The sequence below is a fragment of the Lonsdalea quercina subsp. quercina genome (assembly GCF_000688695.1).
Classification (GTDB): Bacteria; Pseudomonadota; Gammaproteobacteria; order Enterobacterales; family Enterobacteriaceae; genus Lonsdalea; species Lonsdalea quercina_D.
On sequence record NZ_JIBQ01000005.1, the window covers coordinates 434,708 to 454,772 of the forward strand.

The 20,065-nt window shown below is 58.5% G+C and carries 8 protein-coding genes and 1 tRNA gene; 7 read left to right on the forward strand and 2 right to left on the reverse strand.

Translation table 11 applies throughout. The features are described from left to right. Positions 1–57: 57 nt before the first annotated feature. Positions 58–591 carry a flavodoxin FldB gene (fldB, locus tag SB13_RS07080; protein WP_026739682.1) on the reverse strand — a complete coding sequence of 178 codons (534 nt, stop codon included), beginning with the start codon at positions 589–591 and terminating at the stop codon, positions 58–60. A 157-nt stretch (positions 592–748) separates the two neighbouring features. Beyond that, on the reverse strand, positions 749–2,077 hold the full coding sequence (locus SB13_RS07085; protein WP_026739683.1) for an MFS transporter: 1,329 nt from the start codon (positions 2,075–2,077) through the stop codon (positions 749–751). Positions 2,078–2,329: 252 nt separating this feature from the next. On the opposite strand from SB13_RS07085, the gene xerD reads away from it, so the two are divergent. The 7 genes from xerD (at position 2,330) to SB13_RS07125 (ending at position 19,989) form a co-directional block, all read left to right on the forward strand. Then, on the forward strand, positions 2,330–3,229 hold the full coding sequence (xerD, locus tag SB13_RS07090) for a site-specific tyrosine recombinase XerD (RefSeq protein WP_026739684.1): 900 nt from the start codon (positions 2,330–2,332) through the stop codon (positions 3,227–3,229). 80 nt (positions 3,230–3,309) lie between these two features. After that, the gene (gene dsbC / locus SB13_RS07095) at positions 3,310–4,020 is read left to right on the forward strand and encodes a bifunctional protein-disulfide isomerase/oxidoreductase DsbC (protein ID WP_026739685.1); all 711 of its coding nucleotides are present in this window, start codon (positions 3,310–3,312) and stop codon (positions 4,018–4,020) included. Positions 4,021–4,027: 7 nt separating this feature from the next. Beyond that, positions 4,028–5,761, forward strand: a complete 1,734-nt coding sequence (gene recJ / locus SB13_RS07100) for a single-stranded-DNA-specific exonuclease RecJ (RefSeq protein ID WP_026739686.1) — start codon at positions 4,028–4,030, stop codon at positions 5,759–5,761. A 161-nt stretch (positions 5,762–5,922) separates the two neighbouring features. Next, positions 5,923–7,021 (forward strand): peptide chain release factor 2 gene (gene prfB / locus SB13_RS07110; protein WP_152545926.1). Its coding sequence is split into 2 segments (ribosomal slippage): positions 5,923–5,997 and positions 5,999–7,021, totalling 1,098 coding nucleotides; the frame shifts between segments, so codons are not numbered across the junction. Between the two features lie 9 nt (positions 7,022–7,030). Beyond that, positions 7,031–8,548, forward strand: coding sequence for a lysine--tRNA ligase (gene lysS / locus SB13_RS07115; protein ID WP_026739689.1), 1,518 nt, complete (start codon positions 7,031–7,033; stop codon positions 8,546–8,548). 389 nt (positions 8,549–8,937) lie between these two features. Further along, a tRNA-Gly gene (locus tag SB13_RS07120) sits at positions 8,938–9,011 on the forward strand. Between the two features lie 1,453 nt (positions 9,012–10,464). Beyond that, positions 10,465–19,989 (forward strand): non-ribosomal peptide synthetase, encoded by a 9,525-nt coding sequence (locus tag SB13_RS07125; protein ID WP_463605547.1) that lies wholly within the window; start codon positions 10,465–10,467, stop codon positions 19,987–19,989. Positions 19,990–20,065: the final 76 nt, after the last annotated feature.

The following is a 20,065-nucleotide window of genomic DNA, read 5'->3' on the forward strand; positions in this document are numbered from 1 at the left end:
TCTCAAAAGCGTGTCGGGCGACGGTTTATCGAGACAACCATCGCCCGACGAAGCACGTCACGCCTGTTCGGATTGGCGTAGCGCTTTAAGTTCCTGCAGGATTTGCTCACACCATTGCTGGATGCGATCTTCACTCATGTCGTACTGATTTACCTCGTCCAGCGCCAGTCCGACGAAGTGCTTGCCGTCGGGCGTCAGAGGCTTGGTGCTGATGAAATCATACTCGTCGGTCGGCCAGTAGCCGATGAAGCGCACGCCCAGCGGTTGTAGCTGCTCATGCAGCATACCCAGCGCATCTAGAAACCACTCGCTGTATCCCAACTGATCGCCCATGCCATAGAGTGCGACGATCTTCCCCTGTAGTTTCAGCGTTGGCAGGTGCTGCCAAATGGCTTCCCAATCTTCCTGAATTTCGCCGAAGTCCCAGGTCGGAATGCCGAGGATCAGCGCTTCATAGTCTTCCATACGTTGGGGATCGACGTCTTTGACGTTGTTCAGTTCGATCATATCCGCACCCAGGATGTCGCGGATTTTCTCTGCCGCCATTTCGGTGTAGCAGGTGCTGGAGCCGTAAAAAAGTCCTATCTTCATAAGCCGTCAGTGTGTTGGGAAAGTGAATGTAAGGCGATGCCGCAGCGCCGCACCGCACAGTCAGGGCGTTAGTCTGGCGAAGTATACTACGCCCGTAAAGCACAAATGACTGTGGGGAAAGCATCGGGGCGAAGACAGACGCCTTCGCCCGTGATGTTTAATCGAGGGACTGGTGACGTGTTTCTTTGACGAGCAGCAGCGCAATCAGCGTCAACGTGGCCATGGCGGCCAGGTAGACGCCGACGTAGAACAGCCCGTAGTTGCTGGTCAGCCAGGCGGCGATATAAGGCGCGACCGAGGCGCCCAGAATCGAGGACACGTTATAGGAGAAGGAAGCGCCGGTGTAACGGACTTCCGTCGGGAAGAGTTCTGGCAGCAGCGCGCCCATGGGCCCGAACGTAAAGCCCATCATGCTCAGACCCAGCACTAAGAACGCCATCACTAACCCCTGTTCGCCGGAACCCAGCAGGTAGGGGAATACGAAGGCGAACACCAGCATGCTGCAGGTCACCACAATCATGGTGCGGCGGCGGCCGTAGATGTCGGCCAGGTAGCCGGCGACCGGGATCATCAGACCGAAGCCAATCACCGCGATCATCAGCATCCACAGGAAATTGTTGCGCGGAATACCTAATCCAGCCGGGATCGGCGAAGTGCCGTAGGTCATGGAGTAAACGGTCATGATGTAAAACAGCGTGTAGGTCGCCAACATGATGAACGTGCCGAGGATCGTCGCTTTCAGATGTTTGCTCAGCAGCGTTCCCATCGGGATCCGCACTTTCTTACCCGCCTGTTCGGCTTTGGCGAAGACCGGCGATTCGTGCAGCGAAACGCGGACATACAGCCCGATCAGTACCAGAATCGCAGAGAAAATAAACGGTACGCGCCAGCCCCACTGCATGAACTGTTCATCGGTCAGCAGCCAGGACAGCAGCAGGAAAGTGCCGTTGGCGAAGAAGAAGCCAATCGGCGCGCCCAGCTGGGGGAAAGAGCCGTACAAGGCGCGCTTGTGCGCCGGCGCGTTCTCCGTCGCGAGCAGCGCCGCGCCGCCCCATTCCCCGCCGAGACCAAGACCCTGACCAAAGCGAGCCAGCGCCAGCAGCATCGGCGCCAGGATACCGATCGTTTCGTAGCTCGGCAGCAGGCCGATTGCGACGGTGGAAATCCCCATCGTCAGCAGCGAAGCCACCAGCGTGGCTTTTCGTCCGACACGGTCCCCAAAGTGCCCGAAGAGGGCGGAACCGATGGGGCGAGCGATAAAGGCAATCGCGAACGTCGCCAGGGACTGGAGTGTTGCGGCAGTGTTATCACCCTGTGGGAAAAAGATGTGCGGGAAAATCAGCACCGCGGCGGTAGCATAGATATAAAAATCAAAGAATTCGATGGCAGTGCCGACCAGAGAAGCAACCACAACCTTATTACGGGAGTTTACGGGGGCGTCTGGTATCTGATTGTCATCAACAGTGGATGCGACGGAGGATTGCATAGTTTTTTCAGTTTTTTAACAACAAGAATGCGTATTCTATGCATAGAAAATGCTTATTTTCAAACCACCAAGCCGCGTCTGGCGCGGGCTGCGCTGGGAACTGTCCCGCTTTTCCCGCGATTCATGAGATATAATCCCTTAGGCCGCATTTTTTGCCGCAGGATATGACAAAAATAAAAGCAATTACCGAATTGTACCCCGTTCACGCGCTGTCAGGCATAATAGTCCCAGCATGAAACAGAGGAGGCCGCCATGCAGACACCGGATCACCCCCTGATCGAACAGTTTCTGGATGCGTTGTGGCTGGAGCGAAATCTGGCGGAAAACACGTTGGCTTCCTACCGACAGGATCTGCGTTCTTTGGCGGACTGGCTGGCGCACCATGATAATAGCCTGTTGCAGGCGGAAGCCGTCGACCTGCAGGCCTTTCTGGCAGAGCGTCTGGAAGGCGGTTACAAGGCGACCAGCTCTGCGCGTTTGCTAAGCGCCACCCGGCGACTTTTTCAGTATCTTTACCGCGAAAAGCAACGCTCGGACGATCCCAGCGCGACGCTCTCGTCGCCTAAACTGCCGCAGCGATTGCCGAAGGATTTAACGGAGGCGCAGGTCGATGCGCTGCTCAATGCCCCCTGTGTCGATAAACCCCTTGAACTGCGCGACAAAGCGATGCTGGAAGTCCTGTACGCCACCGGCCTGCGCGTCTCGGAGCTGGTAGGGCTAACCATCAGCGACGTCAGCCTGCGTCAGGGCGTGGTTCGTGTGATCGGCAAAGGCAACAAAGAGCGTCTGGTGCCGCTGGGAGAAGAGGCGGTGCACTGGATGGAACAGTATCTGGAATACGGTCGCCCCTGGCTTATCAACGATAAGCCGATCGATGTGATGTTTCCCAGCAGCCGGGGGCAGCAGATGACCCGCCAGACCTTCTGGCATCGCATCAAACACTATGCGGTCATCGCCGCTATTGACAGCGCCAAACTTTCTCCGCATGTTTTGCGTCATGCTTTTGCCACGCACTTACTGAACCACGGCGCGGATTTACGCGTAGTACAAATGCTGTTGGGCCACAGCGACCTGTCCACCACGCAGATCTACACGCACGTCGCCACGGCACGCCTGAAGCAGCTGCACCAGCAGCATCATCCCCGGGCGTGATTGACAGATGAATCATGGGGTGGGGCGGCGTCAGCCATGTCGGCTGCATACGAGGCCTCATCCAATAACAGGATCAATTTATGAAAAAGAGTGCATTACTGCTTTCTCTGCTTGTCGTCGCCATGAGCGCCAGCGCGGACGATGCCGCCATCCAACAGTCACTGACCCGTCTGGGTATGCAAAATGCGGAAATTCAGGCTGCGCCTATCCCAGGAATGAAGACCTTGCTGACCGATAACGGCGTGCTGTACATCACCAATGATGGCAAACACCTGTTGCAAGGTCCGTTGTATGACGTGAGCGGTAAAAATCCGGTCAACGTCACCAACGCTATTCTGATAGGTAAGCTGGAAGCGCTGAAGGATCAGATGATTGTTTACAAGGCGGCGCAGGAAAAGCATGTGATCACGGTGTTTACCGATATCACCTGCGGCTACTGCCGCAAACTGCATGAGCAGATGAACGACTACAATGCGCTGGGCATCACTGTCCGCTATCTGGCTTTCCCGCGTCAGGGCGCAGGCTCTCAGACGGAAAAGGATATGCAATCCATCTGGTGCGTAGCCGATCGCAAAAAAGCGTTTGATGCGGCGATGAAAGGCGACGATATCTCGCCCGCGACCTGCAAAACCGATATTTCCGCGCACTATCAGCTCGGCATCTTGTTCGGCGTTCAGGGAACGCCAGCCATCGTGCTGGACGACGGCTCGCTGATCCCGGGTTATCAGGATCCGAAAGAGATGGCCGCCATGCTGCAGGCGCATAAAGCCGCCCAGAAGTCGGGTGGTTAAGCGCCCTGTGACTTTCGTAACTCAGCTCTGCCGCCGTCCGGCGGTTGAGAGTCATCATCTTCCCGACACGTTGCCGCCGCTGCTGCGCCGGCTTTACGCCCAGCGCGGCGTTCAGGCTGCGCAGGAGCTGGAACGCAGCCTGCGCGGTCTGCTGGACTACCGGCAACTGTCCGGGATCGAAAAAGCGGTGGACTGTCTGCAAGCGGCGCTGGCGAATCAGCGACGTATTGTGATTGTCGGCGACTTCGACGCGGACGGCGCGACCAGTACAGCCCTGACCGTGCTGGCGCTGCGTCGGATGGGCGGTCAGCATATCGACTTCCTGGTGCCTAACCGTTTTGAAGACGGCTACGGCCTCAGCCCCGAGGTGGTCGCCCAGGCGGCGGCCAAAGGCGCGCAGCTGATCGTCACCGTCGACAATGGGATCTCTTCCCATGCAGGCGTAGACGATGCGCATCAGCGCGGGATTGATGTGCTGGTGACGGATCACCATCTGCCGGGTGAAACCTTGCCCGCGGCGGAGGCTATCATCAACCCTAATCTGGCGGATTGCGCCTTCCCGTCCAAGGCCCTCGCGGGCGTGGGGGTGGCGTTCTATCTGATGATGGCGCTGCGGGCGCGGCTGCGCGACGGCGGCTGGTTTGAACAGCACGGCTTGCCTGAGCCCAATCTGGCAGAGCTGCTGGATCTGGTGGCGCTGGGTACGGTGGCGGACGTGGTGCCGCTGGATGCCAACAACCGGATCCTCGTGGCTCAGGGCCTGAACCGCATCCGCGCGGGTAAATGCCGACCCGGTATTCGCGCGCTGCTGGAAGTCTCAAACCGCGAGGCGACTCAGCTCGTCGCCAGCGATTTAGGCTTTGCCCTCGGGCCGCGCCTGAACGCCGCCGGACGGCTGGATGATATGTCCGTCGGCGTGGCGCTGCTGCTGTGTGAGGACATCGTTCAGGCGCGGATGCTGGCGAGCGATCTCGACGCGCTCAATCAGACCCGGCGCGAGATCGAGCAGGGGATGCAGGTCGAGGCGCTGCAACTGTGCGAACAATTGGAACGCAGCAGCGAGACGCTGCCCTGCGGGCTGGCGATGTACCATCCGGAGTGGCATCAGGGCGTCGTCGGCATTCTGGCGTCTCGCATCAAAGAGCGTTTCCATCGCCCGGTTATTGCGTTCGCCCCTGCGGGCGACGGCATTCTGAAAGGCTCGGGCCGCTCGGTTGCCGGCCTGCACCTGCGCGACGCGCTGGAGCGGTTGGACACCACCTGTCCCGGCCTGATGATGAAGTTCGGCGGGCATGCGATGGCCGCCGGGCTGTCGCTGGAAGAAGCGCGTTTTGAGGAGTTTCGCCAGCGCTTCGGCGAGCTGGTCGGCGAGTGGCTGGATGCCTCTCAGCTACAGGGCGTCATCTGGTCCGACGGCGAACTGGCCGCCCCCGAGCTGACGCTGAGTACTGCACAGCTGCTACGGGAAGCCGGTCCCTGGGGGCAGACGTTCCCCGAGCCGACATTTGACGGTCGCTTCCGCCTGTTGCAACAGCGTCTGGTGGGGGAGCGCCACCTCAAGGTGATGGTGGAACCGCTCGCGGGGGGCCCGCTGCTGGACGGCATCGCGTTCAATGTGGATACCACGCAGTGGCCGGACAGCAGCGTCCGGCAGGTGGAATTGGCCTACAAGCTGGATGTGAACGAGTATCGCGGCAAGCGTTCGGTGCAGCTGCTTATCGAACATTTGTGGCCGCTGTAGCGCGAGCTTTTGTCTGAATCCGGCGGGGCGGCGACATTTTTTGGTCGCGCGCGTCCGCCGGTAAAAACTGAACGGATCGCTATAAACCCCGACGTGGATCCGTTACAATTCGCCGTTTAAATACACGTCGTCCCTTTGACCAACAAAAGATCTTAAACATCATGTTTGAAATTAATCCGGTAAAAAACCGAATTCAGGACCTGTCTGAACGGACAGTCGTTCTGAGGGGGTATCTTTGACTACGATGCCAAGAAAGAACGCCTCGAAGAAGTAAACGCCGAGCTGGAACAGCCGGACGTTTGGAACGAGCCCGAACGCGCTCAGGCGCTGGGTAAAGAACGCTCCTCTCTGGAAGCGATCGTCGATACCATCGACCAAATGACGCAGGGGCTGGAAGATGTCTCCGGCCTGCTGGAACTGGCGGTGGAAGAAGACGACGAAGACACCTTCAACGAAACCTGCGCCGAACTCGACGGTCTGGAAAATAAACTCGGCCAGCTTGAATTTCGCCGCATGTTCTCCGGCGAGTACGACAGCGCCGACTGCTATCTCGACATTCAGGCGGGCTCCGGCGGTACGGAAGCGCAGGACTGGGCCAGCATGCTGGTACGTATGTACCTGCGCTGGGCGGAAGCCAAGGGCTTCAAAACCGAGGTGATCGAAGAGTCCGACGGTGAAGTCGCCGGGATTAAATCCGCGACCCTCAAAATCATCGGCGATTACGCCTTCGGTTGGCTGCGGACGGAAACCGGCGTGCATCGCCTGGTGCGTAAAAGCCCGTTCGACTCCGGCGGCCGTCGTCACACGTCCTTCAGCTCGGCTTTCGTTTATCCCGAAGTGGACGACGATATCGATATCGAAATCAACCCGGCCGACCTGCGTATCGACGTCTATCGTGCCTCTGGCGCTGGTGGTCAGCACGTCAACCGAACCGAGTCGGCGGTGCGTATTACCCATATACCCACCAACATCGTTACCCAGTGTCAGAACGACCGTTCGCAGCATAAAAACAAAGATCAGGCGATGAAACAGCTGAAAGCCAAGCTGTACGAGTTTGAGATGCAAAAGAAAAATGCTGAAAAACAGGCGCTGGAAGACAACAAGTCCGACATTGGCTGGGGAAGCCAGATCCGTTCTTATGTGCTGGATGATTCGCGCATCAAAGACCTGCGTACCGGGGTGGAAACACGCAACACCCAGGCGGTGCTCGACGGCGATCTGGACAAATTTATTGAAGCAAGTTTAAAAGCGGGGCTATAAGGAATCCACATGTCTGAACCACAATCTCAGGGTGCCGAACAGGCGCAGGATCTTAATAACGAACTCAAGGCGCGTCGCGAAAAGCTGTCCGCTCTGCGTGAAACTGGCGTGGCCTTCCCGAACGATTTTCGTCGTGATACGACCTCCGATCTGCTGCACGCCAGCTACGATGATAAAGACAATGAAGAGCTGGAGCCGCTGGGTCTGGAAGTGACCGTCGCCGGGCGCATGATGACCCGCCGTATCATGGGCAAAGCCTCTTTTGTGACGCTGCAGGACGTGGGCGGCCGCATTCAGCTGTACGTTTCCCGTGATGACCTGCCGGAAGGCGTTTACAACACGCAGTTCAAAAAGTGGGACCTGGGCGATATCCTGGGCGCGCGCGGTAAACTGTTCAAAACCAAGACCGGCGAGCTGTCCATTCACTGTACTGAACTGCGTTTGTTGACCAAGTCGCTGCGCCCGCTGCCGGACAAATTCCACGGTCTGGCCGATCAGGAAACGCGCTACCGTCAGCGTTATCTGGATCTGATCGCCAACGATGAATCCCGCAATACGTTCCGCATTCGCTCTCAGGTGATGGCGTCTATCCGCCGTTTCATGGTCGAAAAAGGCTTCATGGAAGTGGAAACGCCGATGATGCAGGTGATCCCGGGCGGTGCCTCCGCGCGTCCGTTTATCACGCATCACAACGCGCTGGACATCGATATGTATCTGCGTATCGCGCCTGAGCTGTACCTGAAACGTCTGGTGGTCGGCGGGTTCGAACGCGTATTCGAAATCAACCGTAACTTCCGTAACGAAGGGATTTCGCCGCGTCACAACCCTGAATTCACCATGATGGAACTTTATATGGCCTACGCCGACTATAAAGACCTGATTGTGTTGACGGAAACGCTGTTCCGCACCCTGACTCAGGACGTGCTAGGCACCACCACGGTGGAATACGGCGACCAGACCTTCGATTTCGGCAAGCCGTTTGAGAAACTGACGATGCGCGAAGCGATCTGCAAATACCGCCCTGAAACCAACGTGGCGGATTTGGACGATCTGGACAAAGCCACGGCGATTGCGCAGTCCCTGGGCATCAAGATCGAGAAAAGCTGGGGTCTGGGCCGCATCGTGACCGAGATCTTCGAAGAAACGGCGGAAAGCAACCTGATCCAGCCGACCTTCATCACCGAATATCCAGCGGAAGTGTCGCCGCTGGCGCGCCGTAACGACGAAAATCCGGAAATCACCGACCGCTTTGAATTCTTCATCGGCGGCCGTGAGATCGGCAACGGCTTCTCCGAGCTGAACGATGCGGAAGATCAGGCGGAGCGTTTCGCTCAGCAGGTTAGCGCGAAGGATGCCGGCGACGACGAAGCGATGTTCTATGACGAAGACTATGTCACCGCGCTGGAGCACGGCATGCCGCCGACGGCGGGTTTGGGCATCGGTATCGACCGTATGGTAATGCTGTTCACCAACAGCCACACCATCCGCGACGTGATTCTGTTCCCGGCTATGCGCCCGCAAAAATAATGACGCTCACGGCCTCACACTGAGGCCGTGAGTTCAGCACGGTGTGATGAACGCCCTGCTGTTACGAACGTCTCAGCCCCACGTCATGCGTGGGGTTTTTCTTTTTTGGGCTAAGCAGGCACGCTTGCGGGATCGTCTTTACGGTGAGTCTGTGCATGCGGGCTTGTGACGGAATATCGCTGTGGGTTGCGACTATCAAAGTAGAGAAAAAGAAGTCACAGGACGAGGAGGGCGATGATGGCTGCTGTCCTGCGTTGCCGACTCTCCGTCGCAACCCGCCGTATCTTAGATTTTTTTCAGCGAATTTAATTGATTAAAACGCAGTCAGTTTGACGGGTTTTTATCTTGCCCGGCAATCAGATAGCGCTATAATGCGGGCACTTCTCCGTGCGGGCGTAGTTCAATGGTAGAACGAGAGCTTCCCAAGCTCTATACGAGGGTTCGATTCCCTTCGCCCGCTCCAGTTCCATAGATGTCCCTTCATGACTGCAATCCCTTGAAAAGTTTTTCCCTCATTCATACCCATCACGTCCACTGAAAACGGCGACATCGGGCACTTTTCAATCCCTTTTTAATTCCTTGAATATAAACGCTGCGTTTTTCGGATGGATCTCTGATCCTACGCGGGCAGTCCACGCATCGTGCGATGGGCAGATTGAACAGACCTTGCGCATGAGGACGATGTGAGGATATCCGCCGTTCAGGCATATCCGTCGCGACCTGTGGCAGCAATCCACCCACCCTGCGCGCGAGCCATCAGTCTGCTCATGACGGTGAATTCATATTCGGTACGTCCCATCGGCGGCCCATTGTGGGTAAGCCGCCTGCGTTGACAGTGCCCTGGCTGGCACATCACCCCTGGCGATACAGACTTTAAGCACCCTGAACAGCTGTTTCAGTGCAAGGATGTCGTCGATTCAGTTGGCCGGCGCGGGCTGTACGAATGCGTCGAAATCCACGTCATCGAATTTCTACATGCGAAAGATAGCCTGTCCTCACCTTATTTCACTCGTTGTTTCGTTTCTTAATTTGGATACCTTTTACGGACAAATTCATAACCTTTTAATGCTTCCTAGGGCATCAACGTTACCAATAACGGTTGGTAAGGGACGACAACCGGGGGGCGTCATTTGTCAAACAGGCGTTATATATGTAGTTTTATTTCTTAAAAAGTTTCCCTAATAAAATGAAAATCAAATAATGCAAGATGGTTATTTATAGTTATGTGTTTCATAAATGGACTTTCAGATAAAGACTATTTTTTATTTCTATAATCCTGGTTTTAGCCAATTTAAGTTGCCGCGAAAAATAGAAATTTTTCTTAAATGGGGTTGTTTTTATTAATTGCATACTATTTAATAGCGCAGGCTGAATTTCATATATATAAAAGAGAATAAAAGACCTCGTTCATGGCCCATATTTTTCTGGGTTAAATGTTACTTATTGTTTTTTGACCTTTTTTTGTTGGTTTTTTTGTTTTTTTACATGAGTTTTTGAATGTTATTGTAAGGCTGTCGTTATGGTGGAAATTAAATGGGAGTGATGAATTCATCATTTATTCAGTTATCTCAGTTTATCTTTTTAGCATTTTCTATTAGCGGTGATTTTATATAAAGCGAAAGTAACTTTATGATAAGCGCTATATGACATGTGTCGCTGTCTCGTCCACGGATCCTATTTTTGCTTTAGCCAATAGTTCTATATTGTCCACTGTGACCGTTTTCCCTATGTCTCATTATTGAGGCGATTTTTGTTATTTATAGGATCTTTATCTCGCACCATTAATTAATGTGGAAATAATGATTCATAAGGTAATGATTATCGACGGAATGATGGGAATGAGTGAATTAATGACGATTTTTTGGTTTGTGATCTAATTAACGATGTAAGAAAGGAGTCCTATGTCAAATGTTGATATGCAGCCTTGCCTGACACGGGAAGCGCAGTCCATCCATCCCCTCAACCACGCTCAGCAAGGTCTTTGGTTTGCTCAGCATCTCAATCCTGAAGCGAAAGCCAAAGTTTTTAACGTTGCCGAATATCTTGAGATACCGGTGGCGCTAAACCTACCGCGATTTGAAATGGCGTTAAGAACCGCCGTTCAGGAAACAGAATCCCTGCGAGTGCGTTTACACGTTTCGTCCTTTGACATTACGCAGTCGACGGATGTGACGTCATCCTGGCCTTTCCCTGTGCTCGACTTTCGTCAGGAAAGCGATCCGCTGGGGAAAGCGAAGCAGTGGATGGAGGATGCTTGCAACAGGTCATTTGACCTGGAGCAGGGGCCGCTTTTTTCGTTCGCGCTGATTCAGCTAGCGGAGGAACATTTTCTCTTTTACCAGTGTCACCACCATATCGTCATGGATGGTTATAGCATCACGTTGTTCGTTCAGCGGGTCGCGGAGCGCTACGCCGCGTTCGCGAGCGGGGAATTGGTTTCGGACCTCAACTTTCTCGGGCTTGCACAAGCCAAGAGGGTTGAGCAGGACTACGACGCCTCATCCCGCTTATGCCGTGATCGCGAATACTGGCTGGAACAGCTCGCGAATCGACCGGACCCGGTGAGTATCTCCGGCAGACAGGCCCGTTGCGTAGATATACTGCATCGGCAGCGCTATCTCCCCGAGCAGACCCATCAGCTGCTGCGGGATGTGGCGGAGCAGCATAAAGCTTCGTTGCCGGAATTGTTGATCACGCTGGTCGCGTTCTACTTATACCGGATCACGGGACAGGAGGATCTGCTGCTGGGGATGCCGATGACGGCCCGTGTCGGCAAGGCATTGCGGCGTTACCCCGGCATGATGAGCAATGTGCTGCCGTTGCGGTTGCGCGTGAATCCGACAACCACGTTGTCCGCAGGACTCGAACAGACAAAACGCACTGTGCTTGAAGTATCGCGGCATCAACGCTATCGGTATGAGACGTTGAAGGCCGATCAGGGGATGGCTGCCGGGCGTGAAACGCTGTTTTCCACACTGATTAATATCCTTCCTTGCCATAACGATTCGCTGACTTTCGAGGGCGCGAAAGCCAAAGTCCACAATCTCTTGCTGGGACCGGTCGACGATCTCTCCATTACGCTGTTCGACCGGGGGGTAAACGAAGGCATTGAGCTGTGTTTGAATGCCAATGCCGCGCTCTACCATGAACGAGAGTTAGCATGGCATCTGCGACGCATTAGCCACTTTCTCAGTTCGGCGGCGACTGAGCTGAGTCGGCCTGTCGCAGAACTGCCGGTGACGTTGCCTGAAGAACTGGCCTTAATGCGCCAGTGGCATTCCGCATCCGCGCCAGCGTCGTCCTCCCCATTCTGTCTTCACGAGCTGTTCGAGCAGCAGGCCAAGGCGCGCCCCGATGCGGTAGCGGTGAGTTTTGAAGGCGACTCGCTGAGCTACGACGAGCTGAACCGTCGCGCCAACCCGTTGGCCCGCGAGTTGATAGCGCAGGGCGTACAACCCGACAGCCGAGTGGCGATTGCACTGCCGCGCGGCAGCGATCTTATCGTCGCGATTCTGGCGGTGCTCAAGGCGGGCGCGGGCTATGTGCCGCTGGACCCGAGCTACCCGCAGGCGCGTTTACAGTACATGCTGAAAGACAGTACGCCCGAAGTATTAATTACCCACAGCAGCAGCCTGCCGTCGCTGGGTGAGCTGCCGCAGAGGTTGTCGCTGATGGTGCTGGACGGCGACGCCCCTCCCTGGACGCGTCATTCGGATGAAAATATTTCCGCCGCATCGCTTGGCCTGACGCCGCATCATCTGGCCTACATTATTTACACCTCCGGCTCGACCGGCCAGCCCAAGGGCGTGATGGTTGAGCACCGCAACGTTACCCGCCTCCTGAGCTCGACGCAGGCACTCTTCGACTTCGACCATCGGGACATCTGGACGCTGTTCCATTCCTATGCATTTGACTTCTCGGTGTGGGAAATCTGGGGCGCTCTGCTGCAGGGCGGACGTCTGGTGGTGGTGCCACAGGCGGTGACGCGCTCGCCGCAGTCGTTGTATCAGCTGGTGTGCCGCGAAGGGGTAACGGTGTTAAATCAGACGCCGGGGGTATTCCGCCAACTGACGGCGGCGCAGGCGGACAGCCCTGAGCGTCATTCGCTGCGCTACGTGATTTTCGGGGGAGAGGCGCTGGACGTGGCGGCGCTGACGCCGTGGTATCAGCAGAACCCGGACGTAGATACGCAACTGGTGAATATGTACGGCATCACCGAAACGACGGTGCATGTGACGCACTGTCCGTTAACGGCGGGGATGCCAACGGGAGAGAGCCCGATAGGCCGGCCGCTGCCGGACCTGCGGCTGTACATACTGGACGGTCATGGCGAGCCGGTGCCGTTAGGCGTGCCGGGCGAGCTGTACGTCGGCGGCGCCGGGGTGACGCGCGGCTACCTGAATCAGCCTGCGCTGACGGAAGCGCGATTCCCGCTCGACCCGTTCGATGGCGAGGCGGGAGCACGGATGTACCGCACCGGCGATCTGGGCCGTTGGCGTGAAGACGGCACGGTGGAGTATCTCGGCCGCAATGATTTTCAGGTGAAGATCCGCGGGTTCCGCATCGAGCTTGGGGAGATCGAGTCTGCGCTCCAGGCCTGTGAGGGCGTAAAACAAGCCGTGGTCACGGCGACAGGCACGGAGACGCAGGATAAACGGCTGATCGCTTACTATGTTGCGGATGAGCGGGGACAGGCTCCGACGACGGAAGCGCTCAAGGCTCAGCTCGGTAAACGCTTACCGGCATTTATGGTCCCGGCGGCCTACGTGGCGTTGGACTCCGTGCCGCTGACGGCGAACGGTAAAGTGGATCGCCCATCGCTGCCGTCCCCGGATCTTGAGGCCTTCGAGCATCAGATTTATGAGGCGCCGCGCGGCGATACGGAAACGACGCTGGCGTCGATCTGGCGCTCGGTATTGGGCGTGGAGCGAGTCGGGCGCCACGACAGCTTCTTTGCGCTGGGCGGTCACTCGCTGCTGGCGGTGCAGCTGATTTCCCGCGTGCGTAGCGAACTCCAGCGGGAGCTGTCGGTCGCGACATTGTTTGACTGTCCGGTGCTGCATGAACTGGCGGCCACGTTGGACATCGCGCCGACCGACGGGCATCTGCCCGACATCGTGCCGTTGGCGGAGGGCGTTCATCCTCCGCTGTCTTTGGCTCAGCAACGACTGTGGTTTCTGTCGCGCATGGATGACACCGCGCGGGCGGCATACCTCATCGCATTTACGATCCGGATCGAGGGCGAGCTTAACGTCACGGCGCTAGCGCAGGCGCTCGATCGTATCGTGGATCGTCACGCCGCGCTGCGCACTTGTATTGCCGAGCGTGACGGCGCGCCGGTGCAGGTTATCGCTTCTGACGGCAGTGGATTCCCGCTTCGACAGACAACCTTGGACGCGCCGATAGCGACGCCGGATACGGCATCTGAGTCCGCCTCGGACGCCTTGGCGCACGGCGAGCTCATCGCGGTCGGCGCGCAGGAGCACCACCTGCGTTTGTCGTTTCACCATTTGGTCGCCGACGGTTGGTCGGTCGGCATTTTTCTTCAGGAACTGCAAAGCCTGTACACCGCGTTTAGTCAGGGCAGCGGCGATCCGTTACCACCGCTGGCTATCCAATTCGGTGACTACGCGGCCTGGCAGCAGCAACACATGCAGGGAGAGGTGCTGCGCGCCCAGCAGGCGTATTGGGAAAAACAGCTGAGCGGGATCCCGGATTGCCTGACGCTGCCCAGCGACCGGCCGCGTCAGCCGATGCAGGACTATCGCGGCGCCAGCTTGGACATTGAGCTGGATCCGTCGTTGACGCAGGATCTGAAGTCGCTGAGTCAGCGTCATGGCGCGACGCTGTTCATGATACTGCTGGCGGGCTGGTCGGCGCTGATGAGCCGTTTGTCCGGTCAGGAGGACGTCGTGATCGGCAGCCCGGTCGCTGGCCGCGGCCGTCAGGAGCTTGAGCCGCTGATCGGCATGTTCGTCAATACGCTGGCGCTGCGCGTCAATTTGTCGGAACAGCCGGATACCGTCGCGCTGCTCGCGCAGGTGAAGGCGATGACGCTGGCGGCGCAGGAACATCCGGATCTTCCCTTCGAGCAGGTGGTGGAGATGCTGGCGCCTGCCCGCAGTCTGTCTCACAGCCCGGTATTTCAGGTGATGCTGGCGTTGCAGAATACGCCGGAGGTGGCGTTTACGCTTCCTGGACTGAAAGCCTCCTTGATTGCTGATCCCGTGGAGACGGCCCAATTCGATCTGAGTCTGGATCTCCGTGAGGCCGACGGTCGGATCACCGGACGGCTCTACTACGCCACCGCACTGTTTGACGCCGCGACGGCCCGGCGCTATCTGGACTACTGGCATGCGCTGTTGCGGGGGATGACGGCGGATCCGCATCAGCCGGTGCAGACGCTGCCGCTGTTACCCGACGACGAACGCCGCCAGCTGTTGTTCGGCTTCAACGCCACGCGTGCCGACTATCCGGCCGAAAATGCCCTGCATACGCTGTTCGAAGAGCAGGCGGAGCGACAGCCGGACGCGGCGGCGGTGGAGTGCGACGGAGAACGCCTGAGCTACGGCGAGCTGAACCGGCGCGCTAACCAACTGGCCCACTGGCTGATGGCACAGGGCGTCCGGCCGGATGGCCGAGTGGCGATAGTGCTGGAGCGCAGCTGCGATCTGATCGTCGCGATGCTGGCGACGCTGAAGGCCGGCGGGGCCTATGTGCCGATTGATCCGGCGACGCCTACTGAACGTCTGGCTTATCTGCTGGAAGATAGCGGGCCGCAGGCCATCATCACCGAACGCGCGCTACGCAGTCGACTGGGGGAACTGTCGCACCATCCTCATACGCTCGTCATTGACGCCGCCGCCCGTCCGTGGACGCGCTACCCGCAGGACAACATTCCGCTTGCGGCGGTAGGGCTGACGTCGTTTCATCTGGCGTACCTCATTTACACCTCGGGTTCGACGGGTCGCCCGAAAGGCGTCATGGTCGAGCATCGCAATATCATCAATTTGGTGCATTGGCACTGCGAGGCCTTCGCCCTGCGCTCACGGGACTGCGTTTCCAGCGTGGCGGGTCTGGGCTTCGACGCGGCCGCCTGGGAGATCTGGCCCGCACTATCGGTGGGCGCGCGATTACTGCTGCCCTCGCCGGTGATCTCCCGCGATCCGGATCAACTGCTGGCGTGGTGGTGCGCGCAGCCGCTTGACGTGAGTTTTCTGCCGACGCCCATCGCTGAACTGGCGTTTGTCCGCGAGGCCGCGCCGGCCACGCTGCGCACGCTGCTGGTCGGCGGCGATCGGCTGAATCGCCAGCCGTTTGCCGGGGCGCGCTTCACCCTGATGAACAACTACGGCCCGACCGAAAACACCGTGGTGGCGACTTCCGGAGACATCAGCGCCGATGAAGCGCTGCTGCACATCGGCCGTCCCATCGCCAACACCCAAACCTATATTCTGAATGCGCGAATGCAGCCTGTTCCGGTAGGGGTGTGCGGAGAACTGTATATCGGCGGCGCGCAGGTGGCGCGAGGGTATCTCAACCGTCAGGATCTCACTACTGAGCGCTTTATTCCCGACCCGTTCTCCTCCGAGCCGCATGCGCGACTGTACCGTACCGGCGATTTGGGGCGCTGGCGTGCCAACGGCACGATCGAGTTTCTGGGACGCAGCGACTTCCAGGTGAAGATCCGCGGCTTTCGCATCGAGCTCGGCGAAATCGAAGATGCCTTGTTGCACTGCGAGGGGATCCAGCAGGCCGTGGTGGTTGCGCAGGGGGGCGCCGCTCAGGAAAAACGTCTGATCGCCTACTATCTGGCGGAGAAAGGGACGAATGCACCTTCTATTGATGCGCTGCGAGAACAGCTGCTGGCGCGATTGCCTGAATACATGGTGCCGATGGCCTGGGTGCCGCTGGAAAGCCTGCCTCTGACGGCCAATGGCAAGGTTGACCGGCGTGCGCTACCTGAGCCGGATGACTCCGCATTTATAAGACAGCACTATGAAGCGCCGCAGGGCAAGGTGGAGCTGGCGTTAGCCGCCATCTGGCAAACGTTGCTGCGCGTGGAGACGGTGGGGCGCCGGGATAACTTCTTCCTGTTGGGCGGGCACTCGCTGCTGGCGGTGCAGTTGATCTCGCGTATCCGCAGCGAAATGCAGCGGGAGCTGGACCTGAAAACGCTGTTCATGCATCCCACGCTGTGCGAGATGGCGCAGGCGTTGGGCGAGAAGGCGGTACCGCCTTTACCGGCGATTTCTCCCCTGGCGGCGGCTGAGCCTCCGCTGTCGCTGGCGCAGCAACGCCTCTGGTTGTTGGTGCAAATGGATCCGGCGGCAAGCGCGGCCTATATGATCACCGGCGGGATACGACTACAGGGAAATCTGAACCCCGCCGCGTTGCAACAGGCGTTGGATCGCATCGTGCTGCGTCATGCGGCACTGCGCACGCACATCGTTCACCGAGACGGCGTCGACGTGCAGGCGATTGCTCCCGCGGAGAGCGGTTTCCCCCTGCACCGGCTGGATATGAGCGGCAGCCAGGATCGCCCGGAACCGTTCACGCCGTCAGTGTCCATCACGACCGGCCCGCTGGCGCAGGGGCAACTGCTCCGTATTTCCCCGCAGGAACACTGGCTGAGGTTGGCGCTGCACCACATCATCGCCGACGGCTGGTCAGTCGGCATTCTGATGCGCGAGCTAGGTACCCTCTATAGCGCATTGAGTCAGGGACAGCCCGACCCGCTGCCGCCGCTGCCTATCCAATACGGCGACTATGCCGCTTGGCAGCGACAACATTTGCAGGGCGAGCGAATGCAGGAGCAGCAACGCTACTGGGTCGAACAGCTGCGCGGCGCGCCTGACAATCTGATGTTGCCGACGGACCGACCCCGTCCGCCGTTGCAGAGCTTTACCGGGGCGTATAAAACCCTGACGCTGGACGCCGACCTGACGCAGGCGTTGAAAACGTTAGGTCAGCAACACGGCTGTACGCTGTATATGACGCTGTTAGCCGGTTGGTCTGCGTTGATGAGCCGCCTTTCCGGGCAGGATGACATCGTGATCGGGTCGCCTATCGCCGGGCGCGATCGACAGGAAATCGAACCGCTGATCGGGATGTTCGTCAACACGCTCGCGCTGCGGGTTGCCGTGACGCCAGAGATGGACACGGCGGCGCTTCTGGCGCAGGTCAGGCGCACCACACTGGCGGCGCAGAGCCACGCCGATATTCCGTTCGAACAGGTGGTTGAAGCCGTCGCGCCGGTGCGCACGCTGTCCCACAGTCCAATCTTCCAGGTGATGATGGCGCTGCACAATCTGCCTGAAATGGCGATTGAGTTACCTGAGCTTCGTGTGTCGCCGTTGCCTAATGAGACGGCGACCTGCCAGTTCGATTTGAATCTGGAATTACGTGAGACGAACGGGCTGCTGGAAGGCACGCTGTATTACGCGACCGCGCTGTTTGATGAGGATACCGCCCAGCGTTATCTGGACTACTGGCAGCGTTTGTTGCGGGGGATGGTCGCCTCCGCCGCGCAGCCGGTAGCCACGCTGCCGCTGGTCTCCGCCGATGAGCGGCAGCGGGTGCTCACGGCGTTCAACGCCACGGAGTCCGCCTATCCGGCCGACCGTTGTCTGCATGAACTGTTTGAGATACAGGCGCATCGGCAGCCGACAGCAACGGCGCTGGTCAGCGGCGAACGGCGACTGAGTTACGGCGAGCTGAACGAGCGGGCTAACCAACTGGCGCACTGGCTGATGGCTGAGGGCGTGCGTCCGGACGATCGCGTGGCGATCTGCGTCACACGAGGTCCGGACATGGTCGTGGCGCTGCTGGGGATCCTGAAAGCCGGCGGCGCTTATGTGCCACTTGATCCTCTCTATCCTACCGAGCGTTTGGCTCACATGATCGCCGACTGCACGCCGCTGGCGGTACTGTGTGACGACGTCGGTCGCTCTTCGCTGGCGTCTTGTTCCGCGTTGCCGCCAATCCTCGACCTGAGTGCGGATGAGCCGCTGTGGGCCAAGTCAGAGCGCAGCGATCCGGATCCGCAACGTATCGGACTGACCCCGCGTCATCTGGCTTACACCATCTATACCTCCGGCTCGACCGGTCGCCCCAAAGGCGTGGCGATGCCGCACGCGCCGCTGGTCAATTTGGTTCATTGGCAGAATCAGCGTCCCGCCGGCGTCACGCTGCAGTTCGCTTCTTTTGGTTTCGATGTGGCGAGCCAGGAGATCCTCAGCGCGTTGACCGGCGGGGGGCGGTTGATCATTGTCCCAGACGATGTGCGGCTCGATATGCCGCGGCTGGCGGACTTGCTGGAGCAGCAGCACGTCGAGCGGGCCTTTATTCCGCCGTCAGTCCTGCCTGCGCTGGCGCAGATGTATCGCGCTTCGGGGCGCGNGCCGCCGTCGATGGAGATTATCGCCAGCGGCGAGGCGCTACGCCTCGGGCCTGATGTGCGGGCGTTGTTCCAGCACTCGGAGCATGTCCGGCTTCACAACCAGTACGGCCCGGCGGAAACGCACGTGGCGAGTGAATTCGTCTGTCCGGCGACATTTTCGAACGGGGTGTCCCAGCCGCCTATCGGGCGTCCTATCGCCAACAGCCGACTCTACATCCTCGATGAAAAAGGCGAACCCGTGCCCGTCGGCGTGGCGGGGGAGATCTATATCGGCGGCGTCGGCGTGGCGAGAGGTTACCTGAATCAGCCGGCGCTCACCGCCGAGCGGTTTATCCGGGATCCTTTCTCCTCTGAGGCGGACGCGCGGATGTACAAAACCGGCGACCGGGGACGTTGGCGCAAAGACGGCATCCTCGATTATCTGGGACGCAACGACGATCAGGTCAAGATCCGAGGATTCCGCATCGAGCCAGGCGAGGTGGAAGCCTGTCTGAGCGGATGTCCGGACGTTGAGGCGGCGGTGGTCGTTCCGCGTGAGTGCGGAGGAGAAAAACGGCTGGTCGCTTACTACCGGGGGAGCGCGAAAATCGAGGCGATGCGCGCTCATCTCGTGGCGCAGCTGCCTGCCTATATGGTGCCCGCGGCTTGGGTGGCATTGATCGAGTTCCCACTGTCGCCCAACGGCAAGGTGAACCGCCACGCGTTGCCGGAACCCGGTGACGATGCGTTCGCGCATGCGGCGTTCGAAGCGCCGCAGGATGAAACCGAACAGGCGGTAGCGGCAATCTGGCTGTCATTGCTGGGCGTCGAGCGCATCGGCCGGCACGACAACTTTTTCGAACTGGGAGGACACTCTCTGCTGGCAGTGCAGCTGGTGTCTCGACTACGGCTCGAGCTGGATGTCGACGTGCCGTTGGGAGAAATTTTTGCCCATCCGAGTCTGAGCGCGCTTAGCGAGCGGATCCTGGACCTGAGCATCGAAGAGTTTGATATCGCTGAGCTGCTGGATATGGCGGCATCAATGGAAGGAGAAGAATAATGCAGAACACGGAAGAAACCTCATCCTCTGTCCAGCCCCTCACGCGGGAGCAAAAGGCCAAACTGCTGGCGCTGGC